Source organism: Streptomyces sp. NPDC034103 (genome assembly GCF_055575395.1).
In genome coordinates this window covers 261,278-278,152 of record NZ_JBVISS010000014.1, presented here as the reverse complement: position 1 = coordinate 278,152, position 16,875 = coordinate 261,278, and the positions used below count along the sequence as shown (strand labels likewise).

Genomic DNA, 16,875 nt, shown 5'->3' with positions numbered 1-16,875 from the left:
GCGTTTTGCTAATTACCGAAAATCGTTGCTACAGGCGACTTGTAGGGCCTCTGAAAGCTGCTGTGCATAGCGCTGCCCGAGGATGAAACTATGAAGTTCTATTGCGCGCGTATTACGTAGAGTTACGTCGAGGAAGGGGAGCCCGGCGTTCCATGGCACTTTTCGGCATTGCGTCACCCGCATCGTCACGATGATCTTGCGGCTCGATCCGGCTCCGGTCCGGAAGGGTGCCGCCGGGCTCGACCGGACGGACAGCCCGGCGTACGGCTGGGAGATCCGGGTCACGGCGACCGGGGGTCCGGCCAGGACGCTCAGCTCCACCCCGAAGCTGAGACTACGCTCCGGCGCCCCCTCGGGCCCGGGCTCCCAGCCCAGATAGCGCAGGTCGGTGACCTGGGAGGGGTACGGCGGCGGAAGGGGTGCCGGCGGCCGGGGACGCGTGGCGTACAGAAAGACGCCGCCCGCGAGGAGAAGGGCGCCCGCGAGGGTGGCCGCGACCGCACGCCGGTGCCGCTCGTAGAACGCGCCCACGCGGCCGCGGGGGCGGCGGGTGAGGGGCGGGGCGGCGTCGAGGACGTCCCACGCGTGCGTGCCCTCCCCGGGCTCGACGGGGCCCACGCCGGTCATGCCGGGGACCGCGCGTCGGGGGCCGTGTGGCCGGCGCGTGGAGGGCGTGGGGCGGAGGACTGGCCGGTAGCGCGCGGACGGCGCCCGGAGGTCTCACAGGCGGCGCGTGGAGGGTGTGGGCTGGGGGCTTCGGCGGCGGCGCATGGAGGGCGGCTGGAGGTCTCGCAGGCGGCGCGTGGAGGGTGTGGGCTGGGGGCTTCGGCGGCGCGCGGAGGACGCCCGGAGGGCTCGCGGGTGGCGCGTGGAGGGCGTGTGCTGGGGGCCTCGGCGGCGCGCGGGGGCGGTCCTGTGTCGACGGCGGTCGCGCGGGCTCGTGCGGGCCGTGTGTCGGTGGGCGGACGGCCCGCCTCGCCCCGGACCGCGGGGGCTCCTCCCGTTGCCATGCCTCGACGCTAGGCCTTGAGGGAGGGGGCGGGCCAGGGGGCGTACGCGTCAGCCGGTCGTCGTCGCCGCGACGTGGGCGGCGTCCCCGGGGTTCACGTCCCGCAGCAGACAGGTCAGCCGGGCGGTGCACACCCGCCGCCCCTCCTCGTCGCTGATCACGATCTCGTACGTCGCCGTGGAGCGCCCCCGGTGCACGGGCGTGGCCACGCCGGTCACCAGCCCGGAGCGCGCCCCGCGGTGGTGCGTGCAGTTGAGGTCCACGCCCACGGCGATCTTGGAGGAGCCGCCGTGCAGCATCGAGCCGACCGAGCCGAGCGTCTCGGCCAGGACGGCGGAGGCACCGCCGTGCAGCAGCCCGTACGGCTGGGTGTTGCCCTCCACCGGCATCGTCCCGACGACACGGTCCGCCGACGCCTCCACGATCTCCACGCCCATGCGCGTGCCGAGGTGTCCCGCGGAGAACAGCGCCGGCAGGTCGACACCGAGGGCGGCGTACTCGTCGATGACCTCTTGCGGGAACTTCGCGTGCTTGTGCTCGCCCATGGGGCCCGGCTCCGTTTCGTCGACATCGCTCACTCGGCTGAGCAAACGCTCAGTCGGTCGCCGATTGTTCCAGACGCACGACGACGGACTTGCTGGCCGGGGTGTTGCTGGTGTCGGCGGTGGCGTCCAGCGGCACCAGGACGTTGGTCTCCGGGTAGTACGCGGCCGCGCAGCCCCGTGCCGTCGGGTAGTGCACGACCCGGAAGCCGGGCGCCCGGCGCTCCACGCCGTCCTTCCACTCGCCGACGAGGTCCACGTACGAGCCGTCGGCCAGGCTCAGCTCACGGGCGTCCTCGGAGTTGACCAGGACCACCCGGCGGCCGCCCCGGATACCGCGGTAACGGTCGTCCAGGCCGTAGATCGTGGTGTTGTACTGGTCGTGCGAACGCAGCGTCTGGAGCAGGAGGCGGCCCTCGGGCAGCCTTGGGTACTCCACGGGCGCCGCGGTGAAGTTGGCCTTGCCGGTGGCCGTGGGGAAGCGGCGCTCGTCGCGCGGGGCGTGCGGGAGGGTGAAGCCGCCGGGGCGGGCCACGCGCGCGTTGAAGTCCTCGAAGCCGGGGACCACGCGCGCGATGCGGTCGCGGATCGTGGCGTAGTCCTTCTCGAACTCCTCCCACGGCGTGCGGGAGCCGTGGCCCAGCACGCGCCGCGCGAGCCGGGCCACGATCGCCGGCTCGGACAGCAGGTGCGGGCTCGCGGGCTCCAGACGTCCCCGGGAGGCGTGCACCATGCCCATGGAGTCCTCGACGGTCACGAACTGCTCGCCGGCGCCTTGCAGATCGCGCTCGGTGCGGCCGAGGGTCGGCAGGATCAGGGCACGCGCGCCCGTGACCACGTGCGAGCGGTTGAGCTTCGTCGACACGTGCACGGTGAGCCGGGCCCGTCGCATGGCCGCCTCGGTGACCTCGGTGTCGGGCGAGGCGGAGACGAAGTTGCCGCCCATGGCGAAGAACACCTTCGCCGCGCCGTCGCGCAGCGCCTCGATGGCCCGTACGACGTCGTAGCCGTGCCGCCGGGGCGGGGCGAAGCCGAACTCCTTCTCCAGCGCGTCCAGGAAGGCCGGCGCGGGGCGCTCGAAGATGCCCATCGTGCGGTCGCCCTGCACGTTGGAGTGGCCGCGGACGGGGCACACGCCCGCGCCCGGGCGGCCGATGTTGCCGCGCAGCAGAAGGAAGTTGACCACCTCGCGGATGGTCGGCACGGAGTGCTTGTGCTGGGTGAGGCCCATCGCCCAGCACACGATGGTGCGTTCGGAGGCGAGCACCATGGCGAGCGCCTGCTCGATCTCCGCGCGGGTCAGTCCCGTCGCGGCGAGCGTCTCGTCCCAGTCGGCCGCGCGGGCGGCCGCGGCGAACTCCTCGAAGCCGTGGGTGTGTTCGTCGACGAAGGCCTGGTCGACGGCGCCCTTGTCCAGGATCAGCTTGTTCAGGAGGCGGAAGAGCGCCTGGTCGCCGCCGATCCGGATCTGCAGGAACAGGTCGGTGAGGGCGGTGCCCTTGAGCATGCCCTGGGCGGTCTGGGGGTCCTTGAAGCGCTCCAGGCCCGCCTCGGGCAACGGGTTGACGCTGATGACCTTCGCGCCGTTCGCCTTGGCCCGGTCCAGGGCGGAGAGCATCCGCGGGTGGTTGGTGCCGGGGTTCTGGCCGGCGACGATGATCAGGTCGGCCCGGTGGAGGTCCTCCAGCAGGACGCTGCCCTTGCCGATGCCGATGGTCTCCGACAGGGCCGAGCCGGAGGACTCGTGGCACATGTTGGAGCAGTCCGGCAGGTTGTTGGTGCCCAGCTCACGCGCGAACAGCTGGTAGAGGAAGGCGGCTTCGTTGCTGGTGCGGCCGGAGGTGTAGAAGACGGCCTCGTCGGGGGAGCCGAGGGCGGCGATCTCCTCGGCGACGATGTCGAAGGCGCGCTCCCAGGTCACCGGCTCGTAGTGGGTGCCCCCCTCGGGGAGGTACACGGGATGGGTGAGCCGCCCCTGTTGCCCCAGCCAGTAGCCGCTCCGCGCCGTGAGGTCCGTGACCGGGTGCGCGGCGAAGAACTCGGGGGTGACCCGGCGCAGGGTGGCCTCCTCGGCGACCGCCTTCGCGCCGTTCTCGCAGAACTCCGCCGTGTGCCGGTGCTCCGGCTCCGGCCAGGCGCAGCCCGGGCAGTCGAAGCCGTCCTTCTGGTTGACCCGCAGCAGGGTCAGGGCGGTGCGCCTGACGCCCATCTGCCGCTGGGCGACCCGCAGCGTGTGTCCGATCGCGGGCAGCCCCGCCGCCGCGTGCTTCGGCTCGGCGACCTGCGGAGCGTCCTGAACCGGATCACCCTTGGGCGGCTTCGTGGCCATCGGACCGTCTCCTTCGCACACGCATGTGAGGTACGTCTCCGATCCTCGCACGGGGGAGTGACAGGGGGGTTCGCCGGGCGTGCGGGGGCCGCCGCGTGGGCGCCGTCGGTGGCGGGCGGGCCGGAGTGTCAGTGGCTCGTGGCAGGATCGGGGGCGTGGCAGAGACAGCAGCGAAGCAGACCGACAACAGCCCCGGCGGCAACCGCCCGCGCCTGATGCTCATGGACGGGCACTCGCTGGCCTACCGCGCGTTCTTCGCGCTGCCCGCGGAGAACTTCACGACCGCGACGGGCCAGCCGACGAACGCGATCTACGGCTTCGCCTCGATGCTGGCCAACACCCTGCGCGACGAGGCGCCCACCCACTTCGCGGTGGCCTTCGACGTGTCCCGCAAGACCTGGCGCTCCGAGGAGTTCACGGAGTACAAGGCCAACCGCTCCAAGACTCCGGACGAGTTCAAGGGCCAGGTCGAGCTGATCGGCGAGCTGCTGGACGCGATGCACGTGTCGCGGTTCGCGGTCGACGGCTTCGAGGCCGACGACGTCATCGCCACGCTCGCCACCCAGGCCGAGGCCGCGGGGTTCGACGTGCTGATCGTCACGGGCGACCGCGACTCCTTCCAGCTGGTCAGCGAGCACACCACCGTGCTCTACCCCACCAAGGGCGTCTCCGAGCTGACCCGGTTCACCCCGGAGAAGGTGTTCGAGAAGTACGGCCTGACGCCCGCCCAGTACCCCGACTTCGCGGCCCTGCGCGGCGACCCGTCCGACAACCTGCCCGGCATCCCGGGCGTCGGTGAGAAGACCGCCGCGAAGTGGATCAACCAGTTCGGTTCGTTCGCGGACCTCGTCGAGCGCGTCGAGGAGGTCAAGGGCAAGGCGGGCCAGAACCTCCGCGACCACCTGGAGTCGGTCAAGCTCAACCGCCGCCTCACCGAGATGGTCCGCACCGTCGAGCTGCCCCGGACGGTCGCCGACCTGGAGCGCGCGCCGTACGACCGCAAGACCCTCGCGATGCTCCTCGACACCCTCGAGATCAGGAACCCCTCGCTGCGCGAGCGGCTGCTGGCCGTCGACCCGGGCGCCGAGGAGGCCGAACCGGCCCCGGCCGCCACCGCCGGTGTGGAGATCGACGGCACCGTCCTCGGCACCGGCGAGCTGGCCGGCTGGCTCGCCGAGCACGGCACCGGCACTCTCGGCGTGGCCACGGTCGACGCCTGGGCCCTGGGTGCCGGCTCGGTCGCCGAGATCGCCCTCGCGGCGTCCGGGGGAGTGGCCGCCTGGTTCGACCCCACCCAGCTCGACGAGGCCGACGAGACGGCGTTCGCCGCCTGGCTGGCCGACGCCGACCGTCCCAAGGTCTTCCACAACGCCAAGGCCGCGATGCGGGTCTTCGCCGAGCACGGCTGGAGCATCGCCGGCGTCTTCATGGACACCGCGCTCGCCGCGTACCTCGTCAAGCCGGGGCGCCGCTCCTTCGACCTGGACGCGCTGTCGCTGGAGTACCTGCACCGGGAACTGGCGCCCGCCGCCGCGGCCGACGGCCAGCTCGCCTTCGGCGCGGACGACGGCGCCGAGGCCGAGGCGCTCATGGTGCAGGCCCAGGCCATCCTGGACCTGGGCGAGGCCTTCGAGACCCGCCTTCAGGAGGTCGGCGCCGCGGACCTGCTGCGCGACATGGAGCTGCCCACCTCCGCCCTGCTGGCCCGCCTGGAGCGGCACGGCATCGCCGCCGACCGGGCCCACCTGGAGGCCATGGAGCAGATGTTCGCCGGGGCCGTCCAGCAGGCCGTGAAGGAGGCCCACGCGGCCGCCGGGCACGAGTTCAACCTGGGTTCGCCCAAGCAGCTTCAGGAGGTCCTCTTCGGCGAGCTGGGTCTGCCGAGGACGAAGAAGACGAAGACCGGCTACACCACCGACGCCGACGCCCTCGCCTGGCTGGCCGGCCAGACGGACAACGAACTGCCGGTGATCATGCTCCGGCACCGTGAGCAGGCCAAGCTCCGCGTCACCGTCGAGGGCCTGATCAAGACCATCGCCGCGGACGGCCGTATCCACACCACCTTCAACCAGACGGTGGCGGCGACCGGCCGGCTGTCCTCGACGGACCCGAACCTCCAGAACATCCCGGTCCGCACCGACGAGGGCCGAGCGATCCGCCGCGGGTTCGTGGTCGGCGAGGGCTTCGAGTCCCTGATGACCGCGGACTACAGCCAGATCGAACTGCGGGTGATGGCCCACCTGTCCGAGGACGAGGGCCTCATCGAGGCGTTCACCTCCGGCGAGGACCTGCACACCACGGTCGCCTCGCAGGTGTTCGCCGTCGAGCGCGACGCCGTCGACGCGGAGATGCGCCGCAAGATCAAGGCCATGTCGTACGGCCTGGCGTACGGGCTGTCCGCTTTCGGCCTCTCCCAGCAGCTGAACATCGAGGCGGGCGAGGCGCGTGCCCTGATGGACACGTACTTCGAGCGCTTCGGCGGGGTGCAGGACTATCTGCGCCGGGCCGTCGACGAGGCTCGGGCGACCGGCTACACGGCGACCCTCTTCGGCCGCCGCCGCTACCTGCCCGACCTCAACAGCGACAACCGCCAGCGCCGTGAGGCCGCCGAGCGGATGGCCCTCAACGCGCCCATCCAGGGCACGGCGGCCGACATCGTCAAGATCGCCATGCTCAACGTCGACAAGGCGCTGCGCGCGGCGGACCTGACCTCCCGCATGCTCCTCCAGGTCCACGACGAAATCGTCCTCGAGATCGCCCCGGGCGAGCGCACGGCGGTCGAGGAACTGGTCCGCCGCGAAATGGCGAACGCGGTCCACCTGCGGGCCCCGCTCGACGTCTCGGTGGGCGTGGGCCCGGACTGGGAGTCGGCGGCCCACTAGCCAGAAGGGGGGACGGCGGCGCCCCCTAGGGGCGCGGGGAACTGCGCGCCCAGCCCCCACACACCGGCACCCGCCCACGACCCCACGCACCCCCCACCTGTCCCCGGCGGGGGGTGAAGGGCGACGGCGGTGCCCCCCAGGGACGCGGGGAACTGCGCGTCCAGCCCCCACACACCCGCACCCGTCCACGACCCCACGCACCCCCCGCCTGTCCCCCGCGGGGGCGGATGGGGGCAGAGCCCCTGGGGATGGGACGGGTAAGGGCGGCGGGGGCGAGAACAAGCCCCCCGCCCACCCCCGTCACCCACGTGGTCCCCGACAACACGCTCCCCACCCCCCGGCCCGTAAAGATGCCGACATGGGTATACGCACGCTCCACCGCCAGACGGCTCCGGCGCAGGCGACCACCGATGCGGCCGCGTCCACCCCACCGCCGTCGGTCCCGCCCTTCGCGGCAGCGGCCAGTACCGCCCGCGTCCCGACCGACCTGGCCACCGCCCTGCGCGGCACCGCGGCCGACCTGCGTCAGCGGCTCACCCGGCTGGACTGGCCCCGTTGCGCCGACCAGGCCCGCGGCTGTCTGGCGCTCCTCCTGACGGCACTGCCCCGCTCCCGCCCGGTCCGGACCGTCACCGTGTTCATCGCGACCGCCGCCACGGTCACCGACCGCCTCGACGGCTCAGCTCCGGCCCAGGACCGGGCACCGGGACCGGACGCCACACCCTGACGCCCACGGCGTAGACCAGCACCCCAAGGACCAGTCCCGCGCCCGCCCCGAAGCACAGGGTCGGGATGAGCTCCCAGGGCTTCGCGGTGGACCCCCAGTAGTCCCACCACCGCGAGGCCCGCTGCACCGCCCCGACGAGCGCACAGCCACCGATGACGGCGGTGGCCCACCAGCGGTCCGGCCCGGACAGCGCGGGCACCCCGACCGGCTCGGACACCGGCGCCCGCCGCAGCGCGTACCCGAGGAACACCGCGATCACCACGGCGGCCGCCGCCGAACTGCCGTACTGGAGATACCAGTACAGCGGCGAGCCGGCGATCGTGTCGCCCAGGACCGGGAACAGCCGCATCCCCCACCGGTCGTGATGGGTGAACGCGTCCCACACGACGTGCGTCAGCGCCCCGAGCGCCGCGGAGACGTAACCCCGCACGCCGAGCGAGAGCCGTGCACGCGCGCGTGGCGCGCCGCAGCGCAGCAGGCCGGCCACCCGCCCCTGGCGCCGCACCGGAAGCAGCGCCACCAGTGGCTCGCGGATCAGCAGCCACAACCCCACCAGCGTCCACGCGATCAGCACGTCGACGGTGAAGACGCCAGGGAACGAGTGGGTGAACGCCCCGAACTCCATCGCCCCCGACAGCGCGCTCGCCGCGAAGTAGGTCATGTCGGGTGCGAAGGAACCCGCCACCAGCACCGACGGGACCAGCCCTGCCCGGCCGGTCCCGTCGGTGCGCAAGGCGGGCAGGACAGCGGCCGCGTGGCTCAGCGTGAACGGCAAGAAAGCTCCCCGGTTCTGGTCGGTCGGACCGGCTCAGTATGGCCAACTGGTGAAAACCGGGCACGAACAGGTGCCCGCACAAAGCAAGTTGTCGTAGGGTCGCCTGGGTCACCGCGCCGGGGAGCGCGGTCGGCCCGCGGAACCGAACTGAAGAACACGGCAAGGAAACGCTCCACGAGGGCAACCCACACCACGGGTCGATCGTCACACCATGGCGAGCACGTCGAACGGAGACGGGCGCTCGGGCGTCCACGGGAGGGGTTCACTTTATGTCGGCGCAATTCGGCAGGAGGCTGCGCAAGGGGGCGGTGGCCACCACCGTCGCCGCAGCGGCGGTCGCGGCACTGTCCGCGTCCCAGGCACCCGGGGTGACCGTCGACGGCGACGGCAGATCGACCGCCGCGGACGCCCAGCCCACGCCCGACGTGACGGCCACCGACTCCGCGACCGGCAACTCCCGCTACTACACGGACCTGCCGCCGCTCACCAGCCCGATCCCCTCGCCGACCGCCGCCACTCCCGCGGTCGGCGGCGCGAGCGAGGCCGGGATCCCCGCGACCGTGCTCGCCGCCTACAAGCAGGCCGCTTCCTCCCTCCAGGCCTCCAAGCCCGGCTGCAACCTGCCCTGGCAGCTCCTCGCCGCCATCGGCAAGGTGGAGTCCGGCCAGGCGCGCGGCGGCCGTGTCGACGCGGACGGCAACACCATCGGCAGGATCCTCGGTCCGAAGCTGAACGGCCTCGGCTTCGCGCACATCAGCGACACCGACGACGGCGCGTACGACGGCGACAGCGTCTACGACCGGGCCGTCGGGCCGATGCAGTTCATCCCGTCCACCTGGGAGTGGGCCGGCCGCGACGGCAACGGCGACGGCAAGAAGGACCCCAACAACATCTACGACGCGGCGCTCGCGGCCGGTCACTACCTGTGCCGTTTCGGCTGGGACCTGTCCACCCAGTCCCACCTCAACCGCGCGATCCTCAGCTACAACAACTCGCAGGAGTACCTGAACACGGTCCTGTCGTGGCTGGAGTACTACCGCAAGGGCACCCACGAGATCCCCGACGGCACGGGCACCCTGCCCAGCACGCCCAGCGACAGCGGCGCGAACCCCACGCCGTCGCCCGGACTCCCGTCCACGCCCAGCACGCCCGGCACGCCCGGCACGCCCGGCAGCCACACCCCGAGCCCGAGCCCCACCCCGCCGCCGACGCACAGCCCGACCCCGCCGACCGACCCGAGCCCGAGCCCGACCCCGCCGTCGAGCCCGAGCCCGACGCCGACGGACACCGTGCACCACCTCGAGGACGCGGGCACCCCGAAGCTCACCGCCGAGGCCGGTGACGCCTTCGCCAAGCGGATCAGCACCCGCGCCGAGACCTCGGCCGGCAAGGCGGTCGGCAAGGTGCGGATCCGCTTCACGATCGTCGGGGACACCGACACCGCCTTCACGGGTGGGGAGAGCGTCGCCACGGTGGTCACCAACAGCTCGGGCGTGGCCGTCGCGCCCGTGCTGAGGGCGGGCGAGAAGACGGGCGCGTTCACCGTCCGCGCCACCGTCGTGGGCCGCGCGGTCAGCGGCCTCGCCTACACCGCGACCGTCACCGAACGCGTCGCCGACACCCTGGTGCGCACCAGCGGCGCCGCGCTGACCTGCACCCCGGGCGGTGAGTTCGCCGACCAGGTCGAGGTGAGGGCCACCAGCGGAGGCGCCGTCGCGGACGGCGTCGCCGCCACCGCCACCCTCGTCACCTCGGCGGACGACGCGACCGCCAACACCAAGGGCCCCTACTTCAAGGACGCGGCCGGCAAGACCGTACGCACCCTCACGGGCCTGGAGACGGACGCGAAGGGTCTGCTCAAGCTCCCGAAGCTCTACGCGGACGACACCACCGGTACCTTCCTGCTCCGCATCGAGACCGCCGGCGGCGCGTCCCTGACGGTCGAACTGACCGTGGCCGCCGCGGCCGACACCTCGGCCTCCCCGAGCCCGTCGGCGAGCCCGTCGGCGAGCCCGAGCCCGAGCGCGTAGCACGTCCTCGTACGACCAAGGCGGCGCCCCTCCACGCGGGGGGCGCCGTCGTCGTGTGCGACGTGTTCTCATCTCGCCCACCCGTTGCTACGGTGCGGATCTGACGACCTATCAGTTCCAGTACGTCGGGAGGCCGCATGCGTGCCCTGATCGCCGCCGCGATCGGCCTGGCCCTCGCGCTCGCCCTGGTCCTCACGATCACCGCGATGGGGTCACCGACCGGTGAGACGTCCCCGAAGCCGCTGCTGACGACGGTGCCGTCACACCCGTGACCGCCCCCGGAGGGAGGCCGAGATGCGCCGCAAGGCCAGCCTGATCCTGCTCGCCCTCGCCGTGTTCTTCGCGGCCCTGTCCCCGAGCTTGCGCTGGTACGCCTTCCCACGCCTGGCCAAGATCCCGGCGAACCACTACCAGGACATGGTCCTGGAGGCCAGGAACGCGACCCTCATGGACAACTCCATGCAGGTCAAGAAGGTCTCCAGGATCACCGTCGTGCAGACCCTCAAGGGCAACGTCGAGGAGTCGGAGAAGATCGAGAAGACCCTGGGCCGGGACGTCGTCGTCTGGGACGGCCTGTCCTACGCCCAGGGCCCCGACGGCGAACAGGTCGCCTACATCCCCGAGCGGTACATCTTCGACGCCCACACCCAGCAACCGATCCACGCCACCGGCGAGATGGTCGACGGCGACCCGGTCACACGCCAGGGCCTCGAGTTCAAGTGGCCCTTCCTGACCGAGAAGCGGGACTACGAGTACTTCGACGCCCAGACCCGCACCTCCAGCCCCATCCACTACCAGGGCACCCAGGACTTCCGCGGCCTGGAGGTCTACTACTTCGAGCAGACCATCCCATGGACCCAGGTGAAGTGGCCCAAGAAGCTGCCCCTCGCGGGCATCACCGCCGAGCAGCTCGCCAAGACCGGTACGACCCGCTGGTACACCACGGTCCGCAAGTTCTGGGTCGAACCCGTCACCGGCGCCCCCGTCTACGGCGAGGAGATCCACCGGGAGGAACTGCGCGGCGGCACCCTCCTCGGCGACCGCGACAAGGTGACGGCCTTCGCCGGGCACGTGAAGATGCGCGAGGACTACATCGAGCACACCGTCGACCTGGTCCGCTCCCACCGCACCCTGGTCCTCCTCATGACCTCCTACCTCCCCTGGGGCTTCGCGGCCCTCGGAGTCCTCCTGCTCGCCCTGTCGCTCTACCTGGAGGCGCGCAGCCGCCGCCCGGACGAACCGGAGTCCGCCGACGACTCCGCACCCGAACCGGTCACCGCCTGAGCCGCGCGTTGGTGTGCCGCGTCGGCTCGGCGCCCGCCGGGTCCTCGGGCCACGGATGCTTCGGGTACCGGCCGCGCAGCTCCGCCCGGACCCCCTTGTAGCCGTCCTTCCAGAAGGACGCCAGATCGGCGGTGACGGCGACGGGGCGCCCGGCGGGGGAGAGCAGATGGACGAGCAGCGGCACCCCGGCGACCTCGGGGGACTCCTGAAGCCCGAACATCTCCTGCAACTTGACCGCGAGTACGGGTTGCTCGGGATCCGTGTAGTCGATCCGGATCCTGGACCCACTGGGCACGGTGATCCGCTCGGGGGCGAGCTCGTCGAGCCGCGCGGCCTCTCCCGAGGCCCACGGCAGCAGCCGGCTCAGCGCCGCCCCGGCATCGATCCGCGCCAGGTCGGCCCGCCGCCGGGCCCGGCTCAGCTCCGGCTCCAGCCACTCGTCCACGCGCGCGTGGAGAGAGGTGTCACCGACGTCCGGCCACGGCTTACCGACATGCAGCCGCACAAAGGCCAGCCGCTGCCGCAGTACGTCGGCCTCGGGCGACCAGCGCAACAGCCGCAGCCCTTCCCTCCGCAGCCCCTCGACCAGCGCGCCGCGTACGAGAACGGCGTCCGGGTTCTTGAGCGGGCGCACCGCCAGCTCGACCGCCCCCAGCCGCTCCACCCGGCGCGCGACGACGTCACCGTCGGCCCAGTGGACCTCGTCCCGCTCGTCGAGCAGTGCCCGGGCGGCGTGCCGCGCGGTCTCCTCGTCCACGGCCGCCCCGAGCAGCACGCGCGCGTGCCCCTTCCCCACGGGACGGTCGGCGACCGCGACGGCGATCCACGGGGTGCCGCGCAGTGCGCCGCCGTCACGCACCTCCGCGCGGGTGCCGGAGACCATGAGATGGGAGCCGCCGTCGGCTCTGGCGACCCGCTCGGGGAAGGCGAGGGCGGCGACGAGTCCGGCGAGGGCGTCATCGGTGCGAGAAGGCGAGGGGGCCGGCTCGGGCGCGAGGGCCTGGAGCCGCCGTACCTCAGCCCGCCACCGCCCCGCGTAGGCGTCACCCCCACGCCGGGCCGTCCGCACGGCGGCCGCCAGATCGTCCCCGTACTCCCGCGGCGGCTCCTCGCTCAGCAGCGCGACCACTTCGGCCACCTCACGCGAGGCCCCCGCGTCCAGCAGGGCCCGCCCCAACCGGGGGTGCACCCCCAGCCGGGCGAGTCGCACCCCTCGCTCCGTGGCCCGCCCGGCGGGATCCACCGCCCCGATCGCCGACAGCACGCTCCGCGCTGCGGCCATCGCACCGGCGGGCGGCGGGTCCAGCAGCGCCAGCCCGCCGGCGTCGGGGTCGCCCCAGCAGGCCGCCTGGAGGGCGAACGCCGTCAGGTCGGCCACCTTGATTTCCGGGGCCGGGAACAGCGGCAGACGGGCGTCCTCGGCCTCCGCCCAGCAGCGGTACACCGCTCCGGGCGCCTCCCGCCCGGCCCGTCCCGCGCGCTGTCGGCCCGCCGCCCGGGAGGCCCGCACCGTGGCCAGCGCGCTCAGCCCGCGCGCGTGGTCGACCCGCGGCTCGCGCGCGAGTCCCGCGTCCACGACCACCCGCACCCCGGGCACCGTCAGCGAGGACTCGGCCACGGAGGTCGCCAGCACCACCCTCCGCCGCTCACCGGGCGCCAGCACCGCGTCCTGCGTGGCCGCGGGAGCCCGTCCGTGGACCTGGAGCACCTCCACGTCACCCAGGCCGCCCAGCTGCCCGGCGACCCGCGCGATCTCGCCCACGCCGGGCAGGAAGCACAGCACGTCCCCCTCCCGCTCGGCCAGCGCCCGCCGCACCACGGACGCCACATGCGTCAGCAGCGCCGGGTCCACTCGCATCCCGTGCGGCGGCCGCACCGGCCGTACCGGCGGCGCCCAGACCACCTCCACCGGATGCGCCACGCCCGCCGCCTCGACCACCGGCGCCCCGCCGAGCAGCCGCGACCAGCCCTCCGCGTCGGTCGTCGCCGACGCCGCCACCAGCCGCAGCTCCGGCCGCAACGCCTGCCGTACGTCCCACAGGAAGGCCGCCGACGTGTCCGCGTCCAGATGCCGCTCGTGACACTCGTCCAGGACCACCGCGTCGACGCCCGCGAGCTCCTGGTCCCGCTGGAGCCGCTGGAGCAGCACACCGGTCGTGACGACCTCCACGCGCGTGTGCCGCCCGACGACCCGCTCCCCGCGCACGGTGTAGCCGACGTTCCCGCCGACCTTCTCGCCCAGCAGCCACGCCATCCGCCGCGCCGCGGCACGGGCGGCGATCCGGCGCGGCTCGGCCACGACGACCCGCCGCGCGGGAGCCCCGGGCTCCAGAAGGCCCGCCAGGGCGAGCGGCACGAGGGTCGTCTTGCCGGTCCCGGGCGGGGCGACGAGGACCGCCGTGCCGTGTTCTTCCAGGGCGTCGGTCAGCTCGGGCAGGGCATCGCGTACCGGGAGGGCGTCCAGGGCGTCGTAACGGATCACACGGTCAGTCTCGTACGCACACGAAGATCGCCGAGCCCGGGATCAGATTCCCGCGCAACGGCGACCAGCCACCCCACTCGGAGGTGTTCCAGGACGGCCACTCCGGCTCGACCAGGTCGACGAGACGGAATCCGGCGTCCACCACGTCCCGCACCCGGTCGCCGATCGTGCGGTGGTGCTCCACGTACACGGCCCGGCCGCTCTCGTCCTGCTCGACATAGGGCGTGCGGTCGAAGTACGAGGCGGAGACGGTCAGCCCCTCGGGGCCGGGCTCGTCGGGGAAGGCCCAGCGGACGGGGTGGGTCACCGAGAAGACGAAACGGCCGCCCGGCCGCAGCACCCGGCGCACCTCCTTCAGGACCAGCACCGGTTGCGCCACGAACGGCAGTGCCCCGTAAGCGGAGCACGCCAGGTCGAAGGAGGCGTCCGCGAAGGGCAGGGCGCCGGCGTCGGCGCAGACCAGGGGGAACGATCCGCCGATGCGCAGGGCGTGCTGGAGCTGCCGGTGCGAGATGTCGAGCGCGACCGGGCGGGCGCCCTGGGCGGCCAGCCAGCGCGAGCACTGGGCCGCCCCGGCGCCGATCTCCAGGACGTCCCTGCCCTTCAGCTCCTCCGACGGGCCGAGCAGCTCGGCCTCCACCTCGTCCAGACCCTCGGGACCCCACACGAAGCGGTCGTCGCCGAGGAAGGTGCCGTGCTCGACCTGGTAGTCGTCGGCGTTGCGGTCCCACCAGCCCCGGTTGGCCCGGGAGCTCTCCGTGACGTCCGCCGCACGCCGGACGGCGTCTGGCTCGTCGTCGTGGGGTGACTGCGGCTCGGGCGATACGCGCTCTTGGATGATCGGCTCCCTCGTCGTACTCTTCCGTCCAACCCGTCGACGGAGGCCGTCACGAAAGGGGCACCATCGGGCCCGCGTGGCCTCGTGAGACAGGTTTTGTGCCGGGTATGCGGCGATCCGCCCCGGGTGTGCGCCTTCGCGCATTGACCCTGCCCGGCTGCCCCCGTATGCTACAAGTTGCGCTGCGGGCCTGCGCACCTCAGACGTAGCAGGCTGCGCTCGCATCTGTTGTATGTCCCCTCGGTTGTCGAGGCGCCACCAGAGATTTCTCGGTGTGGCGCTTCCTTGGCTGTCCGGCTTCTTCAGAGCGAAACGGGCTCCCGGCGTAAGCAGTACCTACGACTCTCTGTCCGTACCGGAGCCCTTTCCCACATGACGAGCAGCACCGAGACCACCTCTACCACCCCGCAGGTAGCGGTCAACGACATCGGTAACGAGGAAGCCTTCCTCGCCGCGATCGACGAGACGATCAAGTACTTCAACGACGGCGACATCGTCGACGGCGTCATCGTGAAGGTCGACCGGGACGAGGTCCTGCTCGACATCGGTTACAAGACCGAAGGTGTCATCCCGAGCCGCGAGCTCTCGATCAAGCACGACGTCGACCCCAACGAGGTCGTCGCCGTCGGTGACGAGATCGAAGCCCTTGTTCTCCAGAAGGAGGACAAGGAAGGCCGCCTGATCCTCTCGAAGAAGCGCGCCCAGTACGAGCGTGCCTGGGGCACCATCGAGAAGATCAAGGAAGAGGACGGCATCGTCACCGGTACCGTCATCGAGGTCGTCAAGGGTGGTCTCATCCTCGACATCGGCCTCCGTGGCTTCCTGCCGGCCTCCCTCGTCGAGATGCGCCGAGTCCGCGACCTCCAGCCCTACGTGGGCAAGGAGCTCGAGGCGAAGATCATCGAGCTGGACAAGAACCGCAACAACGTGGTCCTGTCCCGCCGTGCCTGGCTGGAGCAGACCCAGTCCGAGGTCCGCCAGACGTTCCTCACGACCCTCCAGAAGGGTCAGGTCCGCTCCGGCGTGGTCTCCTCGATCGTCAACTTCGGTGCCTTCGTGGACCTGGGTGGCGTCGACGGTCTGGTCCACGTCTCCGAGCTCTCCTGGAAGCACATCGACCACCCCTCCGAGGTTGTCGAGGTCGGCCAGGAAGTCACCGTCGAGGTTCTCGACGTCGACATGGACCGCGAGCGCGTCTCCCTGTCGCTGAAGGCGACCCAGGAAGACCCGTGGCAGCAGTTCGCCCGGACCCACCAGATCGGTCAGGTCGTGCCCGGCAAGGTCACGAAGCTGGTTCCGTTCGGTGCGTTCGTCCGCGTGGACGAGGGCATCGAGGGTCTGGTCCACATCTCCGAGCTGGCCGAGCGCCACGTGGAGATCCCGGAGCAGGTCGTCCAGGTCAACGACGAGATCTTCGTCAAGGTCATCGACATCGACCTCGAGCGCCGTCGCATCAGCCTCTCGCTGAAGCAGGCCAACGAGGCCTTCGGTTCCGACCCGGCCTCGGTCGAGTTCGACCCGACCCTCTACGGCATGGCCGCGTCGTACGACGACCAGGGCAACTACATCTACCCCGAGGGCTTCGACCCCGAGACCAACGACTGGCTCGAGGGCTACGAGTCCCAGCGTGAGGTGTGGGAGAACCAGTACGCCGAGGCGCAGACCCGCTTCGAGCAGCACCAGCAGCAGGTCATCAAGAGCCGCGAGGCCGACGCTGCCGCCGCTGCCGAGGGTGGCGACACCGCCGGTGCGGCTCCGGCCGCGGGTGGCGGTGGCGGTTCGTACTCCTCCGAGGGTGCGGACACCTCCGGTGCCCTGGCTTCCGACGAGGCGCTCGCCGCGCTTCGCGAGAAGCTCGCGGGTGGCCAGAGCTGAACGCTCACTGAGCACTAGCTCCTGACTGAGGGGCCGTACCTTTCGAGGTACGGCCCCTCAGCCGTGTCCGGAACAGAGCGCTCCCGCGCGTGCGAGCGGCGC

12 protein-coding genes are annotated in these 16,875 nt (G+C 72.1%); 6 read left to right on the top strand and 6 right to left on the bottom strand.

The window, feature by feature from the left end:
- Positions 1–12: 12 nt before the first annotated feature.
- The 3 genes from ACZ56U_RS30735 to ACZ56U_RS30725 all read right to left on the bottom strand — a co-directional run bounded on the left by ACZ56U_RS30735 (position 13) and on the right by ACZ56U_RS30725 (position 3,880).
- A complete protein-coding gene (locus tag ACZ56U_RS30735) occupies positions 13–627 on the bottom strand; it encodes a Tat pathway signal sequence domain protein (RefSeq protein WP_469087216.1) in 615 nt (204 codons plus the stop codon).
- 432 nt (positions 628–1,059) lie between these two features.
- Complete coding sequence (locus ACZ56U_RS30730) at positions 1,060–1,554, bottom strand: hotdog fold thioesterase (protein ID WP_469087215.1); 495 nt, start codon at positions 1,552–1,554, stop codon at positions 1,060–1,062.
- Positions 1,555–1,603: 49 nt separating this feature from the next.
- Positions 1,604–3,880, bottom strand: a complete 2,277-nt coding sequence (locus ACZ56U_RS30725; RefSeq protein ID WP_469087214.1) for an FdhF/YdeP family oxidoreductase — start codon at positions 3,878–3,880, stop codon at positions 1,604–1,606.
- A 155-nt stretch (positions 3,881–4,035) separates the two neighbouring features.
- Here ACZ56U_RS30725 and polA point away from each other — a divergent pair, with 155 nt between their 5' ends.
- Together polA and ACZ56U_RS30715 are read left to right on the top strand one after the other, a co-directional pair.
- Positions 4,036–6,762 (top strand): DNA polymerase I, encoded by a 2,727-nt coding sequence (gene polA / locus ACZ56U_RS30720; protein ID WP_469087213.1) that lies wholly within the window; start codon positions 4,036–4,038, stop codon positions 6,760–6,762.
- Between the two features lie 358 nt (positions 6,763–7,120).
- Positions 7,121–7,489: a hypothetical protein gene (locus ACZ56U_RS30715; protein ID WP_469087212.1), complete on the top strand. Its 369-nt coding sequence runs from the start codon at positions 7,121–7,123 to the stop codon at positions 7,487–7,489.
- Here ACZ56U_RS30715 and ACZ56U_RS30710 read toward each other — a convergent pair.
- The gene (locus ACZ56U_RS30710; protein ID WP_469087211.1) at positions 7,422–8,264 is read right to left on the bottom strand and encodes a DUF4184 family protein; all 843 of its coding nucleotides are present in this window, start codon (positions 8,262–8,264) and stop codon (positions 7,422–7,424) included. The two genes, ACZ56U_RS30715 and ACZ56U_RS30710, sit on opposite strands and share 68 nt — an antisense overlap.
- A gap of 269 nt (positions 8,265–8,533) precedes the next feature.
- Between ACZ56U_RS30710 and ACZ56U_RS30705 the strand changes: the two genes are divergently transcribed.
- The 3 genes from ACZ56U_RS30705 (at position 8,534) to pgfA (ending at position 11,578) form a co-directional block, all read left to right on the top strand.
- Entirely contained in the window at positions 8,534–10,294 is a 1,761-nt protein-coding gene (locus ACZ56U_RS30705) for a lytic transglycosylase domain-containing protein (protein WP_469087210.1), read from the top strand.
- A gap of 137 nt (positions 10,295–10,431) precedes the next feature.
- Entirely contained in the window at positions 10,432–10,566 is a 135-nt protein-coding gene (locus tag ACZ56U_RS30700; RefSeq protein WP_391230198.1) for an SPW_0924 family protein, read from the top strand.
- 22 nt (positions 10,567–10,588) lie between these two features.
- Positions 10,589–11,578, top strand: a complete 990-nt coding sequence (pgfA, locus tag ACZ56U_RS30695) for a cell envelope lipid trafficking protein PgfA (protein ID WP_469087209.1) — start codon at positions 10,589–10,591, stop codon at positions 11,576–11,578.
- Here pgfA and hrpB read toward each other — a convergent pair.
- Positions 11,568–14,060 (bottom strand): ATP-dependent helicase HrpB, encoded by a 2,493-nt coding sequence (hrpB, locus tag ACZ56U_RS30690; protein WP_469087208.1) that lies wholly within the window; start codon positions 14,058–14,060, stop codon positions 11,568–11,570. The genes pgfA and hrpB overlap by 11 nt on opposite strands.
- Before the next feature lie 4 nt (positions 14,061–14,064).
- Positions 14,065–15,042, bottom strand: a complete 978-nt coding sequence (locus ACZ56U_RS30685) for a class I SAM-dependent methyltransferase (protein WP_469087207.1) — start codon at positions 15,040–15,042, stop codon at positions 14,065–14,067.
- 228 nt (positions 15,043–15,270) lie between these two features.
- Between ACZ56U_RS30685 and rpsA the strand changes: the two genes are divergently transcribed.
- Positions 15,271–16,773, top strand: a complete 1,503-nt coding sequence (rpsA, locus tag ACZ56U_RS30680) for a 30S ribosomal protein S1 (RefSeq protein ID WP_469087206.1) — start codon at positions 15,271–15,273, stop codon at positions 16,771–16,773.
- Positions 16,774–16,875 lie beyond the last annotated feature (102 nt).

Coding starts and splice junctions, on each gene's coding strand:
- ACZ56U_RS30700 (WP_391230198.1), top strand. CDS start 10,432: ATGCGTGCCCTGATCGCCGCCGCGATCGGCCTGGCCCTCGCGCTCGCC.
- ACZ56U_RS30730 (WP_469087215.1), bottom strand. CDS start 1,554: ATGGGCGAGCACAAGCACGCGAAGTTCCCGCAAGAGGTCATCGACGAG.
- ACZ56U_RS30725 (WP_469087214.1), bottom strand. CDS start 3,880: ATGGCCACGAAGCCGCCCAAGGGTGATCCGGTTCAGGACGCTCCGCAG.
- ACZ56U_RS30735 (WP_469087216.1), bottom strand. CDS start 627: ATGACCGGCGTGGGCCCCGTCGAGCCCGGGGAGGGCACGCACGCGTGG.
- pgfA (WP_469087209.1), top strand. CDS start 10,589: ATGCGCCGCAAGGCCAGCCTGATCCTGCTCGCCCTCGCCGTGTTCTTC.
- ACZ56U_RS30705 (WP_469087210.1), top strand. CDS start 8,534: ATGTCGGCGCAATTCGGCAGGAGGCTGCGCAAGGGGGCGGTGGCCACC.
- ACZ56U_RS30715 (WP_469087212.1), top strand. CDS start 7,121: ATGGGTATACGCACGCTCCACCGCCAGACGGCTCCGGCGCAGGCGACC.
- ACZ56U_RS30685 (WP_469087207.1), bottom strand. CDS start 15,042: ATGCGCGAAGGCGCACACCCGGGGCGGATCGCCGCATACCCGGCACAA.
- rpsA (WP_469087206.1), top strand. CDS start 15,271: ATGACGAGCAGCACCGAGACCACCTCTACCACCCCGCAGGTAGCGGTC.